We start from the raw sequence: 21,278 nt of genomic DNA on the forward strand, positions 1-21,278 counted from the left end.
CTTCAGCGGGCGTAGTCCTTGAGCTCCTCGGTGTCCAGGGTGATGTCGACGGGGCCGGGGAGGGGGACGGCGTCGCCGTAGTCGTACGAGAGCTGCTGCCGGTAGCGGCCCTTGTCGGGCTCGCTGTGGACGACGAGAGTGTCCGACTCGCGGTCGATCAAGAGGTACACGGGGATGTTCGCCGCCGCGTATCCGTGAGGCTTTTCGTTGCGGTCGCGCCGGTCGGTGTCGTGGTCGTAGGAGGTCACTTCCACGGTCATCAGCACACCATCGGCGGGCGCCCACTCCCCTTGCCCGGCGAAGTGCCGACGGGGGGCGAGAGCGCCGTCGGGCCGGGCTCGTCCCTGCCGGTACGCCTCCACCATCAGCCCTTGCTCGGGGTGGAGGTCGAGGTCGGGGCGATGCTGCATGCATTGACGCAGCAGCCACATGAAGATGGTTCCGTGGTCCCCGTCCGGCACGGGCTTGACCTCCAGCTTTCCGTTGATGAGCTCAAGCGTCACGGTCTCGGGGGACGTGCGGGCGAGCTGCTCGAAGTCCTCGACGGACAGCTGGGCGTGCGGGACGTGATCGGCGGTGCTGGGGGTCATGGCGTCGCCTCCTCCCCTCCATCGTGCCCTGTCCGGTCTGTGGGTGAGCCGCACGCTCATCGGTATGTCCTCTCGGACCGGGGGATCAGGCCTGCCCGGACCGCGTTCATCCGGTCCCGTACGCCAGGCGGCTGCACGGCCCCCGGCGGGCCGACCGGCGGTTGGGGGGACGGCCCCCGGCAGGGCCGGCAGAGCCCGCCGAGCAGCGCTTCGGGCCTGCCGGGGGCCCCGCACCCACCGCACTCCAGGGTGCGCAGGACCGTACGGGGGCTTGGCACGATCCGCTCGGGCGGCAGCTTGTCGCGCAGGCGCCGTTCGACGAGGCGGGCGGCGCAGTGGACGGGCGACGGCAGCCCGCCGGTGAGCGCGTGCAGCAGCTCGGCTTCCGTGGCGCCTCGCGCGAACCACTCGCTGACCCGCGGTTCCAGATGTACGCAGTCGGCGGCGGACAGCGTCAGCGCGGGGGCGGTCCGGCCGAGCGCCGCCAGCAGGATGAACGCCCGCGAACGGGTCGGCCGTTGGGGCTCGTCCGGCGGGGCGTCACCCCGGGTGAAGGCGTTCCACCAGTCGTCCTCGCGTGCGGTGCGGGAGAAGAAGGTGCGGGTCACCCAGAGCATGACCTCGTCGGTGAGCACGCACTCGCTGCCGCGCCGCAGGTGGCCCGCGTCCTGGAGCCGGTTGAGGGTCGTGCTCAGGGCGCACTGACCGTACGGCAGGTGCTTGGCCAGGGTCTTCACGGAGATGTCGGAGCCGTTGGGCAGCCGGTCGATGTAGGCGGCGACGGCGGCGTCGCGGGGGAGGAGGTGGGTGAAGTCCCGTTCGGTGCGCGGGCGTTCGCCGGGGGCGGAGCGCTTGCCGTAGCCGGGGTTGGCCAGGGGGTGAGGGGTCGCTGAGGGGTGCGTGGGCGGGGTCGCGGCACCGCTCTCGGGCGGGGTCTCGCGCGGGGCGCGGTGGGCATCACTAAGCTGGCTGGCAGCCATGGGGATCGTTTCTTTCTGAGTGGGGCGATCTTCGGTGGTCAGACCCCTGTCGGTGTTGGAGCACCGGCGGGGGTCGACTTTTTGGGTCAGGTCCTGCGCACGCTAGAGCCTGGCGACCGTGTGTCGCAACTCGATCACAAATTGTCAACTTCGCAGCCAGGGTGGGTGGGTGGGACAACTGACCCATCCACCCCATCCTTGTTAAGAGCGCTCGGATCTCACGGCTTGAGCTTCGGGAGGTCGAAGCGGAACGGGGGGGAGGGCGGCATGGAGGACACGAAGGACATGGAGGGCGCGGGCACGGTGTCCGACAGCCCGCGATCGTCGCGCTGCACTGCGCCGCGACCTTCGACCGCTGTGACGCTGTGACGACCGTCACCCTCGATTCCTCCTGGGTAGTGTCGACCGGATGACCTGCGGCGGGCGTATACCCGGTGAAGCGAAAGATCCGGGAGCAACCTTTTGACCGTCGAGGAGTTCGAAGAGTTCTACGCCCAGGCGGTCGCGCGTCTCACAGGCCAGCTGTACGTGATGACCGGCGACCTCCAGGAGGCGCAGGACGTCGTGCAGGAAGCGTTCGTCAAGGCATGGGTCCGGCGCGGCCGGCTGGACCGCGACGGCAGCCCCGAGGCGTGGATCCGTACGGTCGCCTGGCGGCTGGCGGTGAGCCGTTGGCGCTTCCGGCGGCGTTCGGCGGACGCCTGGAACCGGGGCAGCGGCGCGCCCGGACACGTGGAGCCGCCCGGCCCGGGCCATGTGGTCCTGGTCGACGCGCTCCGCGAACTGCCTCCGCAACAGCGGCGGACGCTGACCCTGCACTACCTGTGCGACCTCACGGTCGAGCAGATCGCCGGAGAGACCGGGCTTTCCGGCAGCACGATCAAGACGCATCTGGTTCGCGGACGGGCGGCGCTCGCCCACCGTCTGGGGGACCCGCGCATGGAGGAGGCGCCTGATGTCTGACCCGCGGGATCCGTTGCGGTCCCTGTTCCGGGAGGCCGGTGAGTTCGGGCAGACCCGTTCCGACGCGGACACCGCGTCGAGCATCACGCAGCGCGGAATGCGCGCGCAGCGACGCCGGATGGCCGTGGTCGCGGTGGGTGTGTGCCTGGTCGTCGGCGGGAGCGGCGCGGTCGCGGTGGGCCTGCTGCCGGTGCGGCCGCAGCCGGTCGCCCCGGCCACGGGCCCGTCGCCCGGCTACCCGTCACCCGGCTACCCGTCGCCCGTGCCGTCGGACCGGCTGCCGGAGTCGCCGTCGTTGCCGCCGACGCCGGGCGCGACGTTGCCCGGGGGCGCGGAGACCTCCGGGGCGGAGGCCCCGTCGGGCCGGTCCACGGGACCGGGCGGAGCACCCACGCGTACGCGTACGAGTGCGGGCACGGGTACAGGCACGGGCACGGGCACGGGTACGACCGTGAGCACGACGCGGCCGCCGCCGACGTCCACGCCGTCGGCGACGACCTATGGGGCGACGTCGGTGCCCTGACCCCGCCTTTGTCGCTGCCGCTCCGCCGGCGTGCGCTTCCCTCTCCCCTCCCCGTTCCTTCCGTTCCTTCCCCGTCCCCTCCCGTGCCCCGGCGGCTTCACCGGGCTGTCCCGTACGCCTCGACGTATCCGCGAGCCGCGCCCGAAAGGTGCCTCAGTTGTCCACGATCTCCCCAGGTCTGCGGCCTCCGGCCGGCCGCCCCGTACCTCCCGAGCCCCGGACCGCCGCCCCGGCCGGGCCCTGGGCGGGGCGGTTCCGCCGGGCGGCGGCCCGCCTGACCCCGGCCGACCGGACGGTGCTGTGGCTCTACCTCCTGACACGAATAACCCTGGGGATCACGGCCCACTTCGCCCGCTGGCTGTTTCCGGCCCACTCCGGCACGCGGGAGGCGGCGTCCGTCCTCGCGCCCTTCCAGCGGTGGGACGCGAACCACTACCTCCACATAGCGCGCGACGGCTACTTCCCCGCCGGCTCGGGCCCGTGGACGAGTGGCTGGGACAACCGCGAGGCGTTCTTCCCCGGCTATCCCTTCCTTCTCCGTGCCGTGCACACGGTGGTGCCCGACTGGACGGCGGCCGGGCTGCTCATCTCGTTCGTCGCGGGGGCGGTGGCCGTACTGGCCCTGTCCCGTATCGCGCGGACGTATCTGCCGGAGGACGCGGCGGGCCGCCGTACGGCCGTTCTCTTCCTGCTCTCGCCCTGCGCGGTGTTCCTGGCCGTCGGCTACACGGAGGCGCTGTTCCTCGCGTTCGCCCTGCCCGCCTGGCTCGCCGCTGTGCGGCACCGTTGGGCGTCGGCCGCCGTGCTGACGGCGCTGGCGACGACGGTGCGCGTCAGTGGCCTGTTCCTCGCCGCCGCCGTCGCCCTGCTCTTCGTGCTGACCGCCCGGGGCAGGCAGAGGGGCGAGCAGGGCCGACGGGACCGGCGGGCGGCGGGCTGGATGCTGCTTCCGGCGCTGCCGCCGGCCGCGTACAGCTGGTATCTGCACGCGCACACCGGCGACTGGATGGCCTGGAAGCACGCGCAGGAACGCGGGTGGTACCGGACGTTCCACACCCCGTGGGAGGCGTGGGAGAACACCTGGAGCGGGGCGTTCGGCCACACGCAGACGACCGGCTACGCGCTCATGTTCCAGGCGGAACTGCTGGCGATGCTGGTGGGGCTCGCGCTGGTGGCCGTGCTCCTGTACCGCCGCCGCTGGCCCGAGGCGCTGTACGTGGCCCTCAGCCTCTGGGCCCTGGGCACCTCGTACTGGTACACGTCGATCCCGCGCGCGACGCTGCTGTGGTGGCCGCTGTGGATCGGCCTGGCGGCGCTGAGCCTGCGGTGGCCGTGGTTCAGGACGGCGTACCTGAGCGTGGCCGCACCGGTGACGACGCTCGTCGCGCTGACGTTCCTGACGGGGAGGTGGGCGGGGTGAGCAGGTCCCGCGCTCCGGGCGACGACGGCAGTTCGACGACAGGACCTAGGCGGCGGGCCGGGGCTCCTTGAGGATCTCCGTCAGCGCGGCGATGCTCTGCGTCCCGTAACCGGCCCGCACCGCCCGCTCCAGCAGCTCGTGGAACGGCTTGTGCCACTCCACGTCGAGGCCCGCTTCCTTCCCCAGCTCCGCGTCGTGCGCGGCCCCGGCCACGAAGACGTTCACCGACGACAGCGGCTCGCTGTAGTCGCCGCTGTCGATCTCCCGGGCCAGCACGGGCAGCACCGAGGCGATCATCTCCAGCCACTGCTCGCTGAACCGCACCATCGAAGCCGCCTCCAGGCCACGTGCCTGTAGCGCCGCCGCTCCCTGGAAGAAGCCGACGAGCGCGGGCAGCAGCGTGCCACCCACCGCCATCTCGTACAGCGCGGCGAGGTCCGGGTCGGGGCCGAGATACACGGTGTCCCCGCCCAGCACCCGCAGGACCGGCTCGTACGCGGTGAAGACCGCGGCATCGCCGCTGTAGTAGAGAAGTGTGTCCGCGGCGCCGACCGCCGGCGGTACGTTCTTGATCGCACCGCCGAGACAGCGCGCGCCGTGCCCTCGCGCCCACTCGGCCATGCGGCGGGCGTCGGCCGGGGTTCCGCTGTTGAGGGTCACGAGGTCCCGGCCCTCCAGCGCGGCGGTCGCCGGTTCCAGGGCCTCGAAGGTGTCCTCGTACGTCGTCAGGCAGGCGATGACCAGCTGGCTCGCCGCTACGGCTTCCGCCACCGTCTCCGGATGCGCGGCGCCCTTGGCGACGAGCGGGGCCGCCCGCGACGCTGTTCTGTTCCACACCGTGGTCGGGTGTCCCGCCTCGACGAAGGCCGCCGCCAGGGCGCTGCCCATCGCGCCCAGGCCGAGGACGGTCACGGAGGTCTGGGGTTGGTTCCGCATGGACATCTTCCGCTCCTGTTAGGGGAGTTGGGGGAGTTGGGGGAGTTACGGAAGGCCCGGTGATTCCGGGCTTCGGTGATCTCCATGCTGTGGCGGCACAATAGATTGCACAAGTACCGACATTTTTGTTCGGTACCCACATTCTTGTCAGCGGAGCATGCTCGTCAGCGGAGGTGCCATGCGGAAGTACACCTGCGGATTCGATGCCGCCATCGCCGTCATGGGCGGGAAGTGGAAAGGGCTGATCCTCTTCTGGCTCGGCGAGGAAGAGCGGTTGCGCTTCGGGGAGTTGCGGCGGACGGTCGCCGGGATCAGCGAGCGGATGCTGACTCTGCAACTGCGCGAGCTGGAGGCGGCGGGACTCGTCCACCGAGAGGTGCACGAGCAGGTGCCGCCCAAGGTGGAGTACTCGCTGACCGACTTCGGCCGCTCACTGGTCACCGCGCTGACGCCGCTCGGGGAGTGGGGCGAGGAGCACATCGACCGCCTCGAAGACCTGCCGTGACCGGCCGCGGCCGGCACGCGGGCAAGCCCCCCGGCACTCAGGCACTCAGGCTCAGGCGCGTTCCGGTGTGCTCCGGCGCTCAGCCTTCGGGGTAGAAGACGAAGAGCGTGCAGCCCGACGTCGTCTGCGGGATGTGCGACGAGCCGGCGGGAGCGTGGATGAACGAACCCGCGGGATAGTCCCGTTCGCCGTCGTTGAAGACACCGGAGACCACGAACACCTCTTCCGGCCCCGGTTCGTGGACGTCGATGCCCTCCCAGCAGGTGTGCGGATCCATCTCCAGCAGCTGGGCCTTCGCGCCGTTCCCGCCGCTCCACAGAGGACGCAGCCGAATACCGGGGAAGAGTTCATGCGTCGGCGCGTCGTGTACGGCGGACCAGACATAGCCGGGCAGCTGTCCGCCTGCCCGCACCGAAGTGTCTTCCGCCGGTACCTTGTGCGTCTTCTGTGGCATCTGTCCTGTCATGGGGCAATCTTCATCGACTGTCGACGCCCCGCCCGGTGCCCCGATCGACGTCTCCCGGGAACTTTCCTGCCGTGCACCGTGGAGCGGCAGTCGTCCACGCACCTCAGGCGGCGTTCGAGCCTGCCTGTGCCGCAAAGGTGTTCGGCGGGTGTTCGCGGGCGACGAGAGTTCGTCGTCGTATCCGACGCGCTTATGGAGCGGCCGTCAGATGACGCGCGGGATCGTCTCGTCGCGCTGGGTGGACCAGTTGGTGACGATCGGCTTGTCCACGGTGGGCGCGTCGGGAAGTTCGACCTGGGCGGGGTCGGGGTCCTCCTCGGTGGTGGCGATGATGACGTGCTCGAACTGCTTGCCGCCGTCGCCCTCCGTGGTCTTGACGTTGATGCCGACGTACGCGACGGAGGACCCGGAGAGCTTGATGGGGTCCTCGCCGCCCTGGCCGACGGGCGAGGCAACGCCATCCGCGCCGGAGCCGAAGGAGACGCTGGGGCGGCTCGTTCTCGAAATGATCCTGCGCATGTCCAGGTTCTGTCGCAGCGAATCGGTTCCGGGAGGCGCCGGTTCGTCCTGGCGGTTGAGTTCGCCTGGTTTTGCCCGGTTCTGCCTGTGGGGTCAGGTCTATCCGCGCTGATCGCCGCCAGCCGCTCGTACGGGAACCGCACACGCCCCGTTCCCCAATCCCGGAGCGTGGCCCTGTGAGCCGGATCACGGAGGACTTCGGCACGGGCCGGGCCGGGACCGGTGGGTAGGATGGTCGGGCTCGGCCCCGTGGCCGAGGTGGTCAGGCCCCGCCCTTCGGTGCCTGGTCCGAGGCTTGAAACCTCCGGCGCTCATCTGGACAGAACCCCGGAGGTTTCTTCATGTCTGTCTTGCCGTCCCCGTCCCCGTCCACGGCTCCCGATCCCCGCCGATGGTGGGCGCTCGCGGTGATCGCCCTGACGCAGCTGGTGGTCGTGCTCGACGCGACCATCGTCAATGTGGCCCTGCCCCAGGCCCAGCTCGAACTGGAGCTGAGCGACACCGAGCGGCAGTGGGTCATCACCGCCTACGTCCTGGCGTTCGGCGCGCTGCTGCTGCTCGGCGGACGCGTCGCCGACTACTGGGGGCGCAAGCGCAGCTACATGGTCGGGATGCTCGGGTTCGGCGCCGCCTCCGTGTGGGGCGGTCTCGCGCAGAGCGGGACCGAGCTGATCGCGGCGCGCGGTCTGCAGGGCGTCTTCGCGGCGCTGCTGGCCCCCGCCGCGCTCGCACTGCTGACGGTCACCTTCCCGGCCGGGCGTGAGCGCGGAACGGCGTTCGCGGTCTTCGGCACCGTCGCCGGAACCGGAGCCGCGGTGGGCCTGGCGCTGGGCGGCGTCCTGACCGAGTACGCGGACTGGCGGTGGTGCCTGCTGGTCAACATCGTCTTCGCCGTGGCCGGCCTGATCGGTGCGCTGCTGTTCGTCTCCGAGAGCCGGGTCGAGGGCGACAACCGGTACGACATCTGGGGCACCCTCGCCGTCACCCTCGGCCTGGCCGCCCTGGTCTACGGGTTCACCCTGGCCGAGTCCGGATGGGCCGAGCCGGACACCATCGGCTTCCTCGCCGGCGGCCTGGTGCTGCTGGCGGCGTTCGTGTGGATCGAGGCCCGCGTCGCGCAGCCGCTGCTGCCGCTGCGCATCGTGCGTGACCGCGCCCGCGCCGGAGCGTTCCTCATCCAGGCGGCCATCGGCGCCGTCTACATCGGGATGACCCTCTACCTGATGTTCCACCTGCAGATCGTGCTCGGGCTCTCCCCGCTGGCGGCCGGACTCGCGAGCCTCGCGATGACCTTCGCGACCATGATCACCGCACCCGTGGCCGCCAGGCTGCTGCCCACCCGGGGGCCGCGGGTCCTGATGACCGGTGGGCCGTTGATCGCCGCGGCCGGGATGCTGTGGCTGACCTTCGTCACGGCCGACGGAAGTTACTGGACGGAGGTCTTCGGCGGTCTCGTCGTCGTGGGCATCGGGATCGCTTTCGTGATCATCCCGGTGCAGAACGTCGCGCTCGCCGGCGTCGGTCACCACGACGCCGGCGCGGCATCGGCCCTGGTCAACTCCGCCATGCAGATCGGTGGCTGCGTGGGCCTGTCGGTGTTCACCACGATCTACCTCGGTGCCGTCGAGCGGTCCGCCTCCACCGGTTCCGGCCGGGCGGCCGCCCTCACCGAGGGCTACTCCGCGGTGTTCCTCGCCACCGCCGTCACCCTGGTGGTCGCGGCGGTCGTCGCCGCGACCATGCTCCGCGGTCGTCGCACCCCGGTCAGCCCGCAGGCGCCCGCCGAGGTCCCGGTCCACGTCGGCTGATCCTCACCCCGGCGGTGTTCGGTCGGTGCCGTCCGGACACCGCGCGGACCTGGAGCGGCTTCCCCAGGCGTCGGCGGCCACGACCAGGCACACCGCCACCAGGACCACGTTCTTGACGACGTACTGCCCTTCCATGGTCGGCGCGGGGGAGTGGGGCTGCCACATCGCGTCGGGGAGGAGGACGAGGGTCGAGAACACGCCGCCCATGTGGAGGAAGAACGCGACGAGGGCGGGGCGCAGCAGGCGGCCGCCGGCGATCAGGCCGATGCCGATGGCCGTCTCCAGTGCCGCGAGGGAGAGCAGCAGCACCGTCTCCGGGACGAGGCCCAGGGTCATCTTCGTCGCCGCGTCGACGGCCAGTTGCTCCGCGGGGCTGGCGGAGGGGAAGAGTTTCAGGACTCCGAAACCCACGAAGACGATCCCGACCGTCACCCTCAGCAGGACCAGGGCACGCATGTTGACGTGGTCGGCCAGCCGTTGAAGGGCTCGGGGACCGGCTGCCGCCGGACGTTCCCGGCCGAACCCGCTGGTGCGGGACGGAGGTTCAGGTGCGCTGCCGGGCGGGGGAAGGGTCGGCTCGGCGGTGTGGCTCCTCATGTGCGATCTCCCGCTGTGTCCGTGGGGGTGGGAAAGCGTGCATGGGCGACCCGCGTGGGTACGCGGACGCCTGTAGGGCGTTTGCGGGAAGCGTCGACGCTGTCGCTTCGGCGCATGGGGTGACGGGTCCTTCGCTCGGGTCCGTCATTCCGGGGTCTTCTGTCGGCCGGCTGATGGCGGATCCGGGGGATCCGGAAGATGGGGTTGGAGGTGGGGATGACGGTGGGGATGGTGAGGTCGAACGCGTCTGGCCTGGTTCGTGGGCGAGGCAGGGGCGGCGCGTCATCACCACCGCCGACTGCCTCTCACTGCTTGGTCTAGACCATACGGATGGGGGTCCGGAGGTCAAGAGGCGTACGGATCGTCCTCTGCCGGAGGTGACGCATTCGCGCCAAGTTGCATCAGGGTGCCCGGCGTTGGGCGCGTACGCCTGCGGAACCCGGGCGCTCGGCCGCGCAGGTGGTCGGGCCGACGGTGCGGGCCGGGCCGTCACCCGGCTCACCGGCCCGGACGGGTTCCGGCCCACCCCTTTGCTGAGCAGCATCGTTCTGCCGGCTCCGGGGCCAGGCGCGTTCCGGGGGCGCGAGCCGGGCCGTACTCCCACGGCCTCTTCGAGCCATGCGGGCGCTCTGCCGCCCGCCCGGTCCGCTGCCCGCCGGTACGCGGGACTTCACCGCTGATTCATCCGGCCGAAAGTGGCCCCGCCGATTCCGGGAGAAAACTCTCATGGCCCGTACTGTGCGGCCGCGCAGGCCCGCGGGCGTCCGGCCGGGGCCCGGCCGGACGCCACGCCGGGTGCCCAGGTCCACGGCGGGTGGGCGGGCGCCAGGCGGGCCGGGCGATGGGCTGACGGGCGAGGGGCCGGCGGGCAAGGGGCTGACGGGCGAGGGAAAAGCGGGCGAGGGGCTGACGGGCGAGGGGAAGGCGGGCAAGGGGAAGGGGGAAGGCGGCAATCAGCCGCCCCGCCTCAGTTCACCTCAGCCCGCCTCGTCCACCTCGCCCGCCTCCGCCCCGCTCCTTCCGCCTCCGGCTCAGCGCTCCAGGCCGCCCCGCGCGATCGTCTCCGCGTACCACCGCGCGCTGTCCTTCGCCGTGCGGCGCTGCGACGCGAAGTCCACGTGCACGATGCCGAACCGCTTGCTGTAGCCGTACGCCCACTCGAAGTTGTCCAGCAGCGACCACAGGAAGTACCCGCGCACGTCCGCCCCGTCCGCGATCGCCCGGTGTACCGCCGCCAGATGGGCGTCCAGGTACGCCACCCGCTCCGGATCGTGGACCTCGCCCTCCGGGTCGGCGTAGTCGTCGTACGCCGCCCCGTTCTCCGTCACCAGCAGGGGCACGGACGGGATTTCGTCGCGGAGGTGGGTCAGCAGCTCGTACAGGCCGTTCGCGTCGACCGGCCAGTCCATCGCGGTGCGCGGGCCGGCCGCCGGGGTGAACGCCACATGCTGTTCCGCGCCCGCCCACGGCGCCGGGGACTCCGACGCGCCCGCCGAAACCACGCTGGGGGAGTAGTAGTTGATGCCCAGCGAGTCGATCGGCGTCGACGTCACCGCCAGGTCGCCGTCCCGGACGAACGACCAGTCCGTCACCTCCGCCGTGTCCTCGACCAGGTCCTGCGGCAGCCGGCCGTGGAAGACCGGGTCCAGGAAGATCCGGTTCGCCACCGCGTCGATCCGGCGCACCGCGTCCCGGTCCGCCTCCGTGTCCGTCAGCGGGCGCAGCGCGTGGAGGTTCAGGGTGAGGGAGACCTCGGCGGTGTCCGGCAGGAGGTCGCGGAGGACGCGGGCGCCCGCGCCGTGCGCCAGGTTCAGGTGGTGGGCGGCGCGCAGGGCCGCGAGGTCGCTGGTCCGGCCGGGGGCGTGGACCCCGTTCCCGTACCCGAGGAACGCCGCGCACCAGGGCTCGTTGAGCGTCGTCCAGGTCGGCACCCGGTCGCCCAGCGCCCCGGCCACCAGGCCCGCGTACTCCGCGAACCGGTGCGCCGTGTCCCGCTCCGGCCAGCCGCCCGCGTCCTCCAGCTCCTGCGGCAGGTCCCAGTGGTAGAGCGTGGCGACCGGTCTGATCCCGGCCGCCAGCAGCTCGTCCACCAGGCGGCGGTAGAAGTCCAGGCCGCGCTCCACGGCCGGGCCGCGGCCGGTCGGCTGGACCCGGGGCCAGGAGACGGAGAACCGGTAGTCCGTGACGCCGAGTTCCTTCATCAGGCGCACGTCGTCGGGCATCCGGTGCAGATGGTCGGCGGCGATGTCTCCGGTGTCGCCGTTGCGCACCTTGCCGGGTGTCCGGCTGAAGGTGTCCCAGATGGACGGCGTACGGCCGTCCTCGGCGGCCCCGCCCTCGATCTGGTACGCGGCGGTGGCCGTGCCCCACCGGAACCCGGTCGGGAAGCGGAGCACCGTACCGGTCTCGGTGAGGGCGCCTGTGGCGGTCGCCGGGCGGGCATCGACAGCGGTCATGAGACGGACACTCCAGAGTGAGGGGAGGAGGCGGACGGAGCCGGAGAAGGAGGAAGGAGTAAGGAGGAAGCCGGAGAAGGAGGAAGGAGAAGGGAAGAGGAGGAGGGCGCGCGTCAGCCCTTGACCGCGCCCTGCATGATGCCGCCGACGATCTGCCGGCCCAGCAGGCCGAAGACCAACAGCACGGGCAGCGTGCCGAGCAGCGTGCCGGCCATGATCACCGACTGGTCGTTGACGTAACCGCCGCCGAGCTGACGCAGCGCGACCTGCACGGTCGGCTCCTGCGAGGACAGCGCGATGATCGGCCAGAAGAAGTCGTTCCACGCCGTCATGAACGTCAGCATCCCGAGCACCGCCATCCCCGGCCGCGCGATCGGGATCACGATCGACCAGAAGATCCGGGCCGTTGACGCCCCGTCCACCCGGGCCGCCTCGATCAGCTCGTCCGGCAGCGACTGCACCAGGTACTGGCGCATGAAGAACACGCCGAAGGCCGACACCAGGCCCGGCAGGATCACCGCCTGGAGCTGGTTCACCCACTGGAGCTCGGCGATCAGCATGAAGAGCGGGATGACGCCGAGCTGCGGCGGGATCATCATCGTCCCGATCGTCAGCGTCAGCAGCGCGCCCCTGCCCCGGAACCTCAGCTTGGCGAAGGCGAATCCGGCGAGCGTGCAGCACAGCACCGTGCCGAGCGTGATCGACGACGACACGATCAGCGAGTTCAGCAGCGCCTTGCCGATGTCCGCCTCTTCGAGGACCTGCTCGAAGTTCTTGATCAGGTTCGGTCCCGGCAGCAGGCTCGGCGGCACCTGCGCCAGGTCCGCGTTGGACCGGCTGGCCGCGACGATCGTCCAGTAGAACGGGAACGCGGAGATCAGCAGCGCGAAGCCGAGGATGAGGTAGGACAGCCAGCCGCCCTTCATCGTGCGGCCCGCGCCCCCCTTGCCCACCCTGCGGGTGCGCCTGCCCGGCGGGTCCTGCGGCATGCGGCCCTTCCCGGGCGCGTTCGGCGGTGCGGCGAGCGCGGTCATCGGCCGGCCTCCTTGGCGGCGCGGCGGCGCGCGATCAGGGCGTTGGCCCCGACGAGCACCACGATCAGGACGAACATCACCCAGGCGATGGCCGCGGCCCGGCCCAGGTGGAAGAAGCCCCAGCCCTGCTCGTACATGTACAGGCCGAGGGTCTGGTACTGGTGCGAGATACCGCCGGAGATCGATCCTTCGAACAGCAGCGGCTCGCCGAAGAGCTGGGTCGCGCCGATCGTCGAGATGATCACCGTGAAGACGATCGTGGGGCGGAGCCCGGGGAGCGTGACGTGGAGGAACTGCCGCCAGCGCGACGCCCCGTCCATCTCCGCCGCCTCGTACAGCTCGTGCGGGATCGACTGCATGCCCGCCAGATAGATCAGCGCGTTGTACCCGGTCCAGCGCCAGATCACGATGGTGGAGACCGCGATCTGCGAGGCGACCGTGCCGGTCTGCCAGTCCACCGGATCGAAGCCCACCAGCCCGATCACGTAGTTGATCAGCCCGAAGTCCCGGCCGAAGAGCTGCGCGAAGACGAGCGTGGCCGCGGCCACCGACGTGGCGTACGGGAGCAGGATCGCGGTCCGGATGAAGGTCCGGCCGCGCAGCTTGTAGTTGAGCAGGTGCGCGAGGCCGAGGGCCATCGCGAGCTGCGGGACCGTGGACAGCACGCCGATCGTGAACGTGTTGCGCAGCGAGATCCAGAAGTACTCGTCGGTGAACAGCGCCGTGTAGTTGGCGATGCCCCGCCACTCCATCTCGCCGCTCGTCTGGAGTTCGACCCGGTAGAGCGAGACGAACGCCGTGTAGAGGAGCGGGAAGAGGCCGAAGGCCAGGAAGAGGGTGAAGAAGGGGGCGATGTAGGCGTACGGGGAGGCCTTGCGCCAGGTGCGCCGGAGGGCGGCGGCCCGGCCGTCGTCGGGGCCGGACCCGGTTCCGGACGGGCGGGGCCCGGCCTTCGCGGTGGCGGTGAGGGACACGGTGCGGCCCTTCGGGATCGGGAGCGGGCGGGGACACTACGGAGCGGGGCGAGGCGCGGTAGGAGAGCGGTACGGGGAGAGCACGGCGGGTACGGCGGTGGGGCCGGTCCATCCGCCGTGCGCGGGCGGACCGGCCCCTGACCGGCGGGGGCGAGGTGGTGGAGCGGTGAGCGGCGTCAGCCGATCACGTTGTCCACGCCCTTCTTCGCCGTCTGCCACGCCTTGTCGGACGAGGTGCCCTTGCGCTCGACCTCGCTCAGCGCGTTCGTGATCTGCTGCATCACGTTCTGGTCGTGCACGCCCAGCACCTGGACCGGGGACTCCTTGGCGGCGTCACCGAAGATCTGGCCGATCGGCGCACCCGAGAAGTACTCGTCCTTCGCGCCCGCGATCGTCTCGATGGCGCCCGTCGAGGACGGGAAGTTGCCCTGCTTCTGGAAGACCTTCGCCTGCTGCTCGGGGGCGGTCAGCCACTCGATCAGCTGGTACGCCTCCTTCTTGTGCTTGGCCGCACGCGGGACGGAGAGGTAGGAGCCGCCCCAGTTGCCCGCGCCGCCGGGCAGCTTGGCGATGTCCCACTTGCCCTGGCCGCCGTCACCGGCCTGGCCCTTGATGTAGCCGAGCATCCAGGCCGGGCAGGGGATGGTGGCGAACGAACCGGCCGCGAACGCCTGGTTCCACTGCGGGGACCACTGGTCGAGCTTGGCGCTCAGGCCCGCCTCGGCCGCCGCCACGGAGGTGTCCCAGGCTTCCTCGACCGCCGGGTTCTTGTCGTAGATCAGCTCGCCGGAGGCGTCGTAGTACCGCTCCTTCTCCTGGCCGATCATGATCCCGTAGAGCGAGCCGACGCTGTCCAGCCAGGCGCTCTTGGCGGGGGCCTTCTTCTTGTACTGCTTGCCCAGCTCCAGGTAGCCGTCCCAGGTGGCCCACTTCTGTGCGAGCTCCTCGCGGTCGGTGGGCAGCCCGGCCTGCTCGAAGAGGTCGGTGCGGTAGCACATGGCCTCGGGACCGACGTCCGTGCCGAGGCCGAGGATCTTGCCGTCCTTCGTGGTCGCCGCCGACCACTTGGCCTCGGCGAACTCGCCCTTGAGCTTGTCCGCCCCGAACTCCTTCAGGTCCTGGAACTTGTCCGCCTGCTGCTGGGTGACCGACGCGATCCGGCCCACCTCGACGCCCTGCACGTCCGCGAGACCGCCGCCGCCCGCCAGCCGGGTCTGGAGCGACTTCCAGTAGTCCGCCTCGTCCTGGGTGTCGCTCTGCTTGATCGTGATGTCCGGGTTGAGCTTCTGGTACTCCTCGTACAGCCCGGCCTCCTTGAAGCCGAAGGACCCGAAGAGGTCGACGTTGAGCGTGACCTTTCCGCCCGCGCTGTCGGAGGAGTCCGACGCGTCGCCGCCTCCGCAGGCGGCGAGGAGGGCGCCGGCGAGGACGACGGCGCCGAGGCGGGTGGTGGCTCTCTTGGCGGCTCGGGCGATGGGCATGGGAAGCCTCCCTTGGCTTCGGGATGAACCGAGCGCCTTGAGAGCGCTCTCAAAACCTGCGTCTGGAGCGTCCCCCACCGCCCCCGCCCCGTCAAGACTCGAACACATAACGGCTTGGGGTTACGTCCGATGCCCGCCCAACTGCCCTCTGTGTGCGTTCTCTTGACACTCACGTTTCAGGAGTTTTACGTTCCTTGGCACTTGAGAGCGCTCTCGAACGCGCTCTTCGCCCCCCATGATCGAGGTGCTGCTCGTGCGAACCTCCCTCTCCAGACTGGCCCCCCGACTCGCCTCCAGACCCGCCGCGGCGACGCTCCTCGCCATCGCCGTGGCCGCCGTGGGCCTGGGCCCCGCCGCATCGCCCGCTGCCGCCGCCACCATCCCCGCCGGCGCCGGCAGCTACTCCGACTCCCGCCCCGCCGGTACCTCGGGCCCGACCACCAACACCGGCGCGCCCGTCACCCCCAAGCTCACCGCCGCCGCACGGGACAAGCCGGTCCCGACCAACGACTGGTGGTCCTCGCTCGCCTACCAGCGCTACGGCGACAACCCGTACAGCACGCCCATGTACGGTCACCCGCTCACCTACCAGGCCAAGGCCTCCGGCCTGGAGGTCGGCTACCCGACCACGCCAGCGATCGTCGGCGACGGCCGCCAGTACGAGTACGCCCACAAGGCCGACCTGACCGTCGGCCTCAGCGGCCTGAACTCGCCCGACACCAAGGCCGACGCCTGGTCCGACTGGACGGTGACGCCCTACTGGGCCGACGGCTCCCGCACCTTCCGGGCCACCATCGGCCACGGCATGCCCTTCGTGTACGCCAAGGGCTCCGGCGGCGACGCCCGCATCACCACCGCCTCCGCACCCACCGTCTTCTCCGACCAGGGCAACGTCCTCGGCATCACCGTCGCCGGACACCACTACGCCCTCTTCGCCCCGACCGGCAGCGACTGGAACGTCTCCGGCACCGCGATCACGGCAGGGCTCGGCTCCAAGGACTACTTCTCGCTCGCCGTGCTGCCCTCCACGGACGCGCTCGCGACCTACCGGAAGTACGCCTTCAGCTTCGTCACCGGCTCCCAGGTGGCCTGGCAGTCCACCGGTGGCACGGTGAAGGCGACCTACAGCCTGACGACCGAGGCCAAGGAGGGCACCGAACGCGGCACGCTCCAGGCCCTCTACCGCCACCAGTGGCTGCACACCACCGACGCGCTGACCCCGTACACCTACGTCTCGCCGCGCGGCACGATGAAGGTGCGCGAGTCCGCCACCTTCACCACCAGCCAGAAGAACAACGGCGTCGTACCCGCGCTGCCCGCCGCCGGCGGGGTCGACAAGGCCCGGCTGACCGGCTATCTCAACGAGGTCGCCAACGCCTCCGACCCGTTCTCCGGGGCCGCCGACACCTACTGGACCGGCAAGGCGCTCGGCCGCCTCGCCCAGCTGGTGCCCGTCGCCGACCAGATCGGCGAGACCGCCACCCGCGACAAGCTCCTCGGCCTGATGAAGGGCCGGCTCCAGGAGTGGTTCACGGCGGGCGGGGCCAGTGAGTTCAGCTACGACAAGGACTGGAAGACCCTCACCGGCTACCCGGCCTCGTACGGCAGCGACACCGAGCTGAACGACCACCACTTCCACTACAGCTACTACGTCTACGCGGCGGCGGTCATCGCCCAGTACGACCAGGCATGGACCGCCGACTCCGCCTGGGGCACGATGATCAAGCATCTGATCCGCGACACCGCCAACCCCAGCCGCACCGACTCCGCCTACCCCTTCCTGCGCGGCTTCGACGTGTACGCGGGCCACAGCTGGGCCTCCGGCCACCAGGGCTTCGCGGCGGGCAACAACCAGGAGTCCTCGTCCGAGTCCATCAACCTGAGCGCCGGACTGGTCCTCTGGGGCGCGGCCACCGGTGACACCGCCCTCCGCGACCTCGGCAGCTTCCTGCTGACCACCGAGTCCGAGGCGATCACCCAGTACTGGTTCGACGCCTCGCAGCAGGTCTTCCCCGCCTCCTTCGGCCACGACACGGTCGGCATGGTCTGGGGCAGCGGCGGCGCGTACTCCACCTGGTGGACCGCCAACCCGGAGGAGATCCACGGCATCAACGTCCTCCCCGTGACCGGCGGTTCACTCCACCTGGCCCGCGAGAAGGCCGCCATCAAGCGGAACATCGCCGAGATGGAGCGTGAGAACGGCGGACCCGCCCAGGAGTGGCGCGACCTGCTCTGGCAGTTCGAGTCGCTGTCGGACCCGGCGGCGGCGAAGGCCAAGTGGGACGCGGTGAACGGGAACTACACCCCGGAGCAGGGTGAGTCCAAGGCGCACACCTACCACTGGATCACCACCCTGAACACGGTCGGCGCGCCCGACATGACGGTCAGCGGCGACCTGCCCACCTCCGCCGTCTTCTCGAAGGGCGGCACCCGCACCTACACCGCGCACAACCACGGTTCCACCGCCCGTACGGTGACCTTCTCCGACGGCAAGTCCCTCTCCGTACCGGCCCGTTCGACGGCCACCAGCACGGGTCCCGGCGGCCCCGGCCCGGAGGAGCCCGGCGAGCCGCCCACCGGGAACACCTTCCGCCTGAAGTCCGGCGGCGTCCTCACCACCGCCACCACCGAACCGGCGGGCGCGGACACCATCGCCTCGGCGGACGGCGTCAACCGGGACGGCACTCCGTACCGGCCGACCGTCTACGAGGTGAAGAAGGTCAACGGCAAGGTCGCCTCCGGCGTGGCCACCACGTTCCGCCTCCGGGTGGACGCGGGCACGAAGGTCGGGCTCGCCCCGCAGGTCCGGGTCAGCTACGACCTGACCGGCGACGGCACGTTCGACCGGGCCGAGACCTTCCGCTACTTCGCGACGGACCCGGTCAACGGGTGGGAGGAGTACACGCAGGCGTCCGGTACGCGGGCCGTCACCGGGAGCCTGGGCGAACTGAGGAACGGCACGGTCCGCCTGGAGGTCTGGAACGCGCTCGGCAGCGGCACGTCCCAGGTGCAGACCGGCACGGACGCGGCCGTCCTGAAGATCCCGTACGTGTAGGACACGCGACCCCGCACGTGTGGGGCAGCGGACCCCGTACAGGCAGGTCGCGCGATCCCGTGCGGATAAGTGGCGGGATATGTGCGTGTAGGACGTGACTGTACGGGCACGATTCGTGCGGCGGGTCTCCGGCTCCTCAGGGCGGAGGCCCGCCGTACTTCCGCACTTCTGTGCTCCCGCACCTCTGTGCCCTGTACTTCTGCGCGCTTGCACGCACGCTCGCGCCTGCTCGGCGATCAGGCCGAGGCCCGTCGCACGAGTGTCGTCGGGGTGATCACCGAGTCGGGCGCCGGGCCGTTGCCCGTCCGGTCCCGGTCCAGGCCGCGCAGCAGCAGGCGGGCCATCAGCCGTCCCTGCCCCTCGATGTCCTGGCTGACCGTGGTCAGCGGCGGATCGGTGGTCTCGGCCACCGAGTCCATGTCGTCGAACCCGACGATCGCCACCTGCTCCGGCACGGCCACTCCGCGCTCCCGCAGCACGCGCAACGCACCCGACGCCATCAGGTCGTTCGCCGCGAACACCGCGTCCAGGTCGGGCCGTCGCTCCAGCAGCTCCGCCATCGCGCGCGCCCCGCTCTCCACGGTGAACGCGCCCTCGGCGACGAGCGTCGGGTCCACGTCCGGCAGGACGTCCCGGTAGCCGTCGAGGCGGTCCATCGCCGAGGTCTGGTCGGGCGGTCCGCCGATGTGCGCGATCCGCTCCCGCCCGAGGTCCATCAGATACCGCACGGCCAGCCGCGCGCCGCCCCGGTTGTCCGCGTCCACATACGGGACGGCCTGGTCCCCGGGATCGGCGGTCCAGCTGGGCCGGCCCCCGTACACCGCGGGAATCCCCGCCCGCCGGGTGATCGCGGGCAGCGGGTCGTCGGTGTGCAGCGAGAACGCCAGCGCCCCGTCGACGTGTCCGCCGGACAGATACCGCGCGATCCGGTCGAAGTCACCGGGCCCCTCCACCAGCAGCAGGACGAGCTGGGTGTCGTGGGCGGTCAGCTCCTTGCTGATGCCCCGGATCTGCTGGGAGAAGAAGGGGTCGGAGAAGATCCGTATCTCCGGCTCCGCGATGACGACGGCCACCGCTCCCGTCCGCCGGGTCACCAGGGTCCTGGCCGCGTGGTTCGGGATGTAGCCCAGCTCGTCGACGGCCTTGAGCACCTTGTCCACGAGCGGCTTGCGGACTCCGTCGCCCCCGTTGACGACCCGCGAGGCGGTGGCCCGCGACACCCCCGCACGTGCCGCGACGGCTTCCAGGGTGGGCCGGGACCCGGGGGACTGCTCGGGCAAGGCGGTCGCTCCTCGTCGTCGACGGGGGCGGCGATACGCGGGCTGTGCGTGAGGGTGCGCGGGGTGCTGTGCGCGTGCTCGGTGTCGCCGCCGGATTCTCTACAGCCTAAGGGCTGTCCCGTCATCCCTGGCGGGCGCGCGACGACAGCTACGGCACCTCGCCGCGTTGTCGGAACATCCCCATACATCCAGTATGCGGACGTCCCTCCGCCTTGCGATGCACCGCATCCGACGCCGCACGCTGATCCACCAGGGATCACGGGACAGCCCTTAGCGCCGGGCACCGACAGCGCTGAGAGCAGTGAGAGCGCTTCCATCGGCGGGCCCGGAGGCGCGGCGGATCCGCCCGGCGGGAGAGTCGCGGAGGAGTCCGGCGGCAGCCGCGTGGAAGTAACCGTCGGTAGTGATGAAGCGGTTGCCCGAACTGCGCCTCTTCCGGGCCAACTGCGCGTTGGACACGCTGGGTATGCATGGCCATCACTCAGAGTGGAAGGTGTGCGGCATGGAAGCGATGGAGCGGCGCAGGGCGGCGGCGGACCGAGTGCGGATGGCGGAGGACGCCGTGGAGCGGCTGAAGGAAGGGCTTGCGGAATGCGGGGTGAAGCTGCCGTCCCTGCGGATCGATCCGGTCTCGTGTGCGGGTGACGAACCGGTGCCCCTGGTCGACCTGGGCCGCTGCAACATCGACACCGCGTTGCGGCTGTGCGAGGTGCTGGCGGAGAAGGAGAGCGGTCATGACGGGTGAGGGACATGAGCCGGGTGCCCCCGAGGCGGGCGGGTTCGCCGTGGACGCGCGGGACGGACGGGTCGGCCGGGTGACGGGCCGGGCCGGGCCGAACGTGCGGCTGCGGCCGCCCGGCGGCGGGCCGGAGTGGGACTGCCCGCCGGATGCGGTGCGTCCGGCGTCACCGGGAGTGGTGCTGCGGGCCCGGGTGACGGAGATCAACAGGAAGGGGCAGCTGCCGCGTTGAGGCCGGCCGGGGCGTGGCCGCTACGCTGCCCCGATGACCGGTGACGAGGGAGTACGGGCGGGAGCGCGGGCGGCGCGCCGTCTGGCCGAGCTGGGCGTGTGCGAGCTGGCGCCGGGGCTTGCCGACGCGGAGTTCGACCGGATCGAGGCGGAGTACGGCATCGTGTTCGCCGACGACCACCGGGCCTTCCTGGCGGCCGCGCTGCCGGTGGGCCGGGCGGAGCCGCCGGATGAGGACGCCTCCCCGCGGAACCCGTGGACCGACTGGCGGGACGGCGACCCGGACCTCATCCGGGAGCGGCTGGAGTGGCCGGTCGACGGGCTGCTGTTCTCGGTGGAGCACGGCTGGTGGCTCCCCGGTGGCCGGTGGGGGCCGCGCCCGGCGGATCCGGCGGAGGCCGTCGTGGCGGCACGGGCCGCGCTCGCCTCCGCGCCGAGGCTGATCCCGCTCCACTCCCACCGTTACCTGCCGTCGCGGGGGCCGGGAGGGGCGGCAGGGGCACTGCCCGGGGTGGCGGCTCACGGCAGCCCGGTGCTCTCGGTGGTCGGCGGGGACACCATCCACTACGGCCGGAACCTGGAGGAGTGGGTGGAGTTGGAGTTCGTGGAGGAGGACGCGGACGGGGCGGGGGCCGCGGAGAGGTGGCAGGAGCCGGCGGCCGGTGACCGGGTGCCGTTCTGGTCCGACCTGGTGGTCTGATCGGACCCGGCGGTCCGGTCC

General features: G+C 71.2%; 19 protein-coding genes and 1 pseudogene. 9 read left to right on the forward strand and 11 right to left on the reverse strand.

The features are described from left to right. Positions 1–2: 2 nt before the first annotated feature. Together OG245_RS20815 and OG245_RS20820 are read right to left on the reverse strand one after the other, a co-directional pair. The gene (locus OG245_RS20815) at positions 3–590 is read right to left on the reverse strand and encodes a Uma2 family endonuclease (RefSeq protein ID WP_371624993.1); all 588 of its coding nucleotides are present in this window, start codon (positions 588–590) and stop codon (positions 3–5) included. 56 nt (positions 591–646) lie between these two features. Beyond that, a complete protein-coding gene (locus OG245_RS20820; RefSeq protein WP_371627937.1) occupies positions 647–1,465 on the reverse strand; it encodes a hypothetical protein in 819 nt (272 codons plus the stop codon). A gap of 567 nt (positions 1,466–2,032) precedes the next feature. Between OG245_RS20820 and OG245_RS20825 the strand changes: the two genes are divergently transcribed. The 3 genes from OG245_RS20825 (at position 2,033) to OG245_RS20835 (ending at position 4,476) form a co-directional block, all read left to right on the forward strand. Further along, positions 2,033–2,533, forward strand: a complete 501-nt coding sequence (locus OG245_RS20825; RefSeq protein WP_371624994.1) for a SigE family RNA polymerase sigma factor — start codon at positions 2,033–2,035, stop codon at positions 2,531–2,533. Next, positions 2,526–3,056, forward strand: a complete 531-nt coding sequence (locus tag OG245_RS20830; RefSeq protein ID WP_371624995.1) for a hypothetical protein — start codon at positions 2,526–2,528, stop codon at positions 3,054–3,056. The genes OG245_RS20825 and OG245_RS20830 overlap by 8 nt, the downstream gene beginning before the upstream one ends. Before the next feature lie 157 nt (positions 3,057–3,213). Then, positions 3,214–4,476 (forward strand): mannosyltransferase family protein, encoded by a 1,263-nt coding sequence (locus OG245_RS20835; RefSeq protein ID WP_371624996.1) that lies wholly within the window; start codon positions 3,214–3,216, stop codon positions 4,474–4,476. A 45-nt stretch (positions 4,477–4,521) separates the two neighbouring features. Here the strand turns inward: OG245_RS20835 and OG245_RS20840 are convergent, their stop codons facing one another. Further along, the gene (locus OG245_RS20840) at positions 4,522–5,412 is read right to left on the reverse strand and encodes an NAD(P)-dependent oxidoreductase (protein ID WP_371624997.1); all 891 of its coding nucleotides are present in this window, start codon (positions 5,410–5,412) and stop codon (positions 4,522–4,524) included. Between the two features lie 178 nt (positions 5,413–5,590). Between OG245_RS20840 and OG245_RS20845 the strand changes: the two genes are divergently transcribed. Next, a complete protein-coding gene (locus OG245_RS20845; protein ID WP_371624998.1) occupies positions 5,591–5,917 on the forward strand; it encodes a winged helix-turn-helix transcriptional regulator in 327 nt (108 codons plus the stop codon). A gap of 79 nt (positions 5,918–5,996) precedes the next feature. Here the strand turns inward: OG245_RS20845 and OG245_RS20850 are convergent, their stop codons facing one another. After that, complete coding sequence (locus tag OG245_RS20850) at positions 5,997–6,383, reverse strand: cupin domain-containing protein (RefSeq protein WP_371624999.1); 387 nt, start codon at positions 6,381–6,383, stop codon at positions 5,997–5,999. A 204-nt stretch (positions 6,384–6,587) separates the two neighbouring features. Beyond that, positions 6,588–6,872, reverse strand: a pseudogene (locus OG245_RS20855) (hypothetical protein); the annotation flags it as partial. Positions 6,873–7,243: 371 nt separating this feature from the next. On the opposite strand from OG245_RS20855, the gene OG245_RS20860 reads away from it, so the two are divergent. Beyond that, positions 7,244–8,710: an MFS transporter gene (locus OG245_RS20860; RefSeq protein WP_371625000.1), complete on the forward strand. Its 1,467-nt coding sequence runs from the start codon at positions 7,244–7,246 to the stop codon at positions 8,708–8,710. Between the two features lie 3 nt (positions 8,711–8,713). On the opposite strand, the gene OG245_RS20865 is transcribed toward OG245_RS20860, so the two are convergent. From OG245_RS20865 to OG245_RS20885, 5 genes are all read right to left on the reverse strand, one after another. Further along, complete coding sequence (locus tag OG245_RS20865; RefSeq protein WP_371625001.1) at positions 8,714–9,307, reverse strand: DUF417 family protein; 594 nt, start codon at positions 9,305–9,307, stop codon at positions 8,714–8,716. Positions 9,308–10,338: 1,031 nt separating this feature from the next. Continuing rightward, positions 10,339–11,763: a GH1 family beta-glucosidase gene (locus OG245_RS20870; RefSeq protein WP_371625002.1), complete on the reverse strand. Its 1,425-nt coding sequence runs from the start codon at positions 11,761–11,763 to the stop codon at positions 10,339–10,341. A gap of 113 nt (positions 11,764–11,876) precedes the next feature. Continuing rightward, positions 11,877–12,797, reverse strand: coding sequence for a carbohydrate ABC transporter permease (locus OG245_RS20875; RefSeq protein WP_371625003.1), 921 nt, complete (start codon positions 12,795–12,797; stop codon positions 11,877–11,879). Further along, positions 12,794–13,771: a carbohydrate ABC transporter permease gene (locus OG245_RS20880; RefSeq protein ID WP_371625004.1), complete on the reverse strand. Its 978-nt coding sequence runs from the start codon at positions 13,769–13,771 to the stop codon at positions 12,794–12,796. Before OG245_RS20880 ends, OG245_RS20875 begins: the two co-directional genes overlap by 4 nt. 176 nt (positions 13,772–13,947) lie before the next feature. Beyond that, on the reverse strand, positions 13,948–15,252 hold the full coding sequence (locus OG245_RS20885; protein ID WP_371625005.1) for an ABC transporter substrate-binding protein: 1,305 nt from the start codon (positions 15,250–15,252) through the stop codon (positions 13,948–13,950). 235 nt (positions 15,253–15,487) lie between these two features. On the opposite strand from OG245_RS20885, the gene OG245_RS20890 reads away from it, so the two are divergent. Continuing rightward, complete coding sequence (locus OG245_RS20890) at positions 15,488–18,307, forward strand: glycosyl hydrolase (RefSeq protein ID WP_371625006.1); 2,820 nt, start codon at positions 15,488–15,490, stop codon at positions 18,305–18,307. Between the two features lie 236 nt (positions 18,308–18,543). Here OG245_RS20890 and OG245_RS20895 read toward each other — a convergent pair whose 3' ends face one another. Then, a complete protein-coding gene (locus OG245_RS20895) occupies positions 18,544–19,587 on the reverse strand; it encodes a LacI family DNA-binding transcriptional regulator (RefSeq protein ID WP_371625007.1) in 1,044 nt (347 codons plus the stop codon). A 502-nt stretch (positions 19,588–20,089) separates the two neighbouring features. Between OG245_RS20895 and OG245_RS20900 the strand changes: the two genes are divergently transcribed. From OG245_RS20900 to OG245_RS20910, 3 genes are read left to right on the forward strand one after another with little or no spacing between them, the layout of a single operon-like run. Then, the gene (locus OG245_RS20900; RefSeq protein ID WP_371625008.1) at positions 20,090–20,332 is read left to right on the forward strand and encodes a hypothetical protein; all 243 of its coding nucleotides are present in this window, start codon (positions 20,090–20,092) and stop codon (positions 20,330–20,332) included. After that, the gene (locus tag OG245_RS20905; RefSeq protein ID WP_371625009.1) at positions 20,322–20,558 is read left to right on the forward strand and encodes a hypothetical protein; all 237 of its coding nucleotides are present in this window, start codon (positions 20,322–20,324) and stop codon (positions 20,556–20,558) included. Before OG245_RS20900 ends, OG245_RS20905 begins: the two co-directional genes overlap by 11 nt. A 33-nt stretch (positions 20,559–20,591) precedes the next feature. Then, positions 20,592–21,257 (forward strand): hypothetical protein, encoded by a 666-nt coding sequence (locus OG245_RS20910; RefSeq protein ID WP_371625010.1) that lies wholly within the window; start codon positions 20,592–20,594, stop codon positions 21,255–21,257. Positions 21,258–21,278: the final 21 nt, after the last annotated feature.

This window comes from Streptomyces sp. NBC_01116, from assembly GCF_041435495.1.
Lineage (GTDB): Bacteria > Actinomycetota > Actinomycetes > Streptomycetales > Streptomycetaceae > Streptomyces.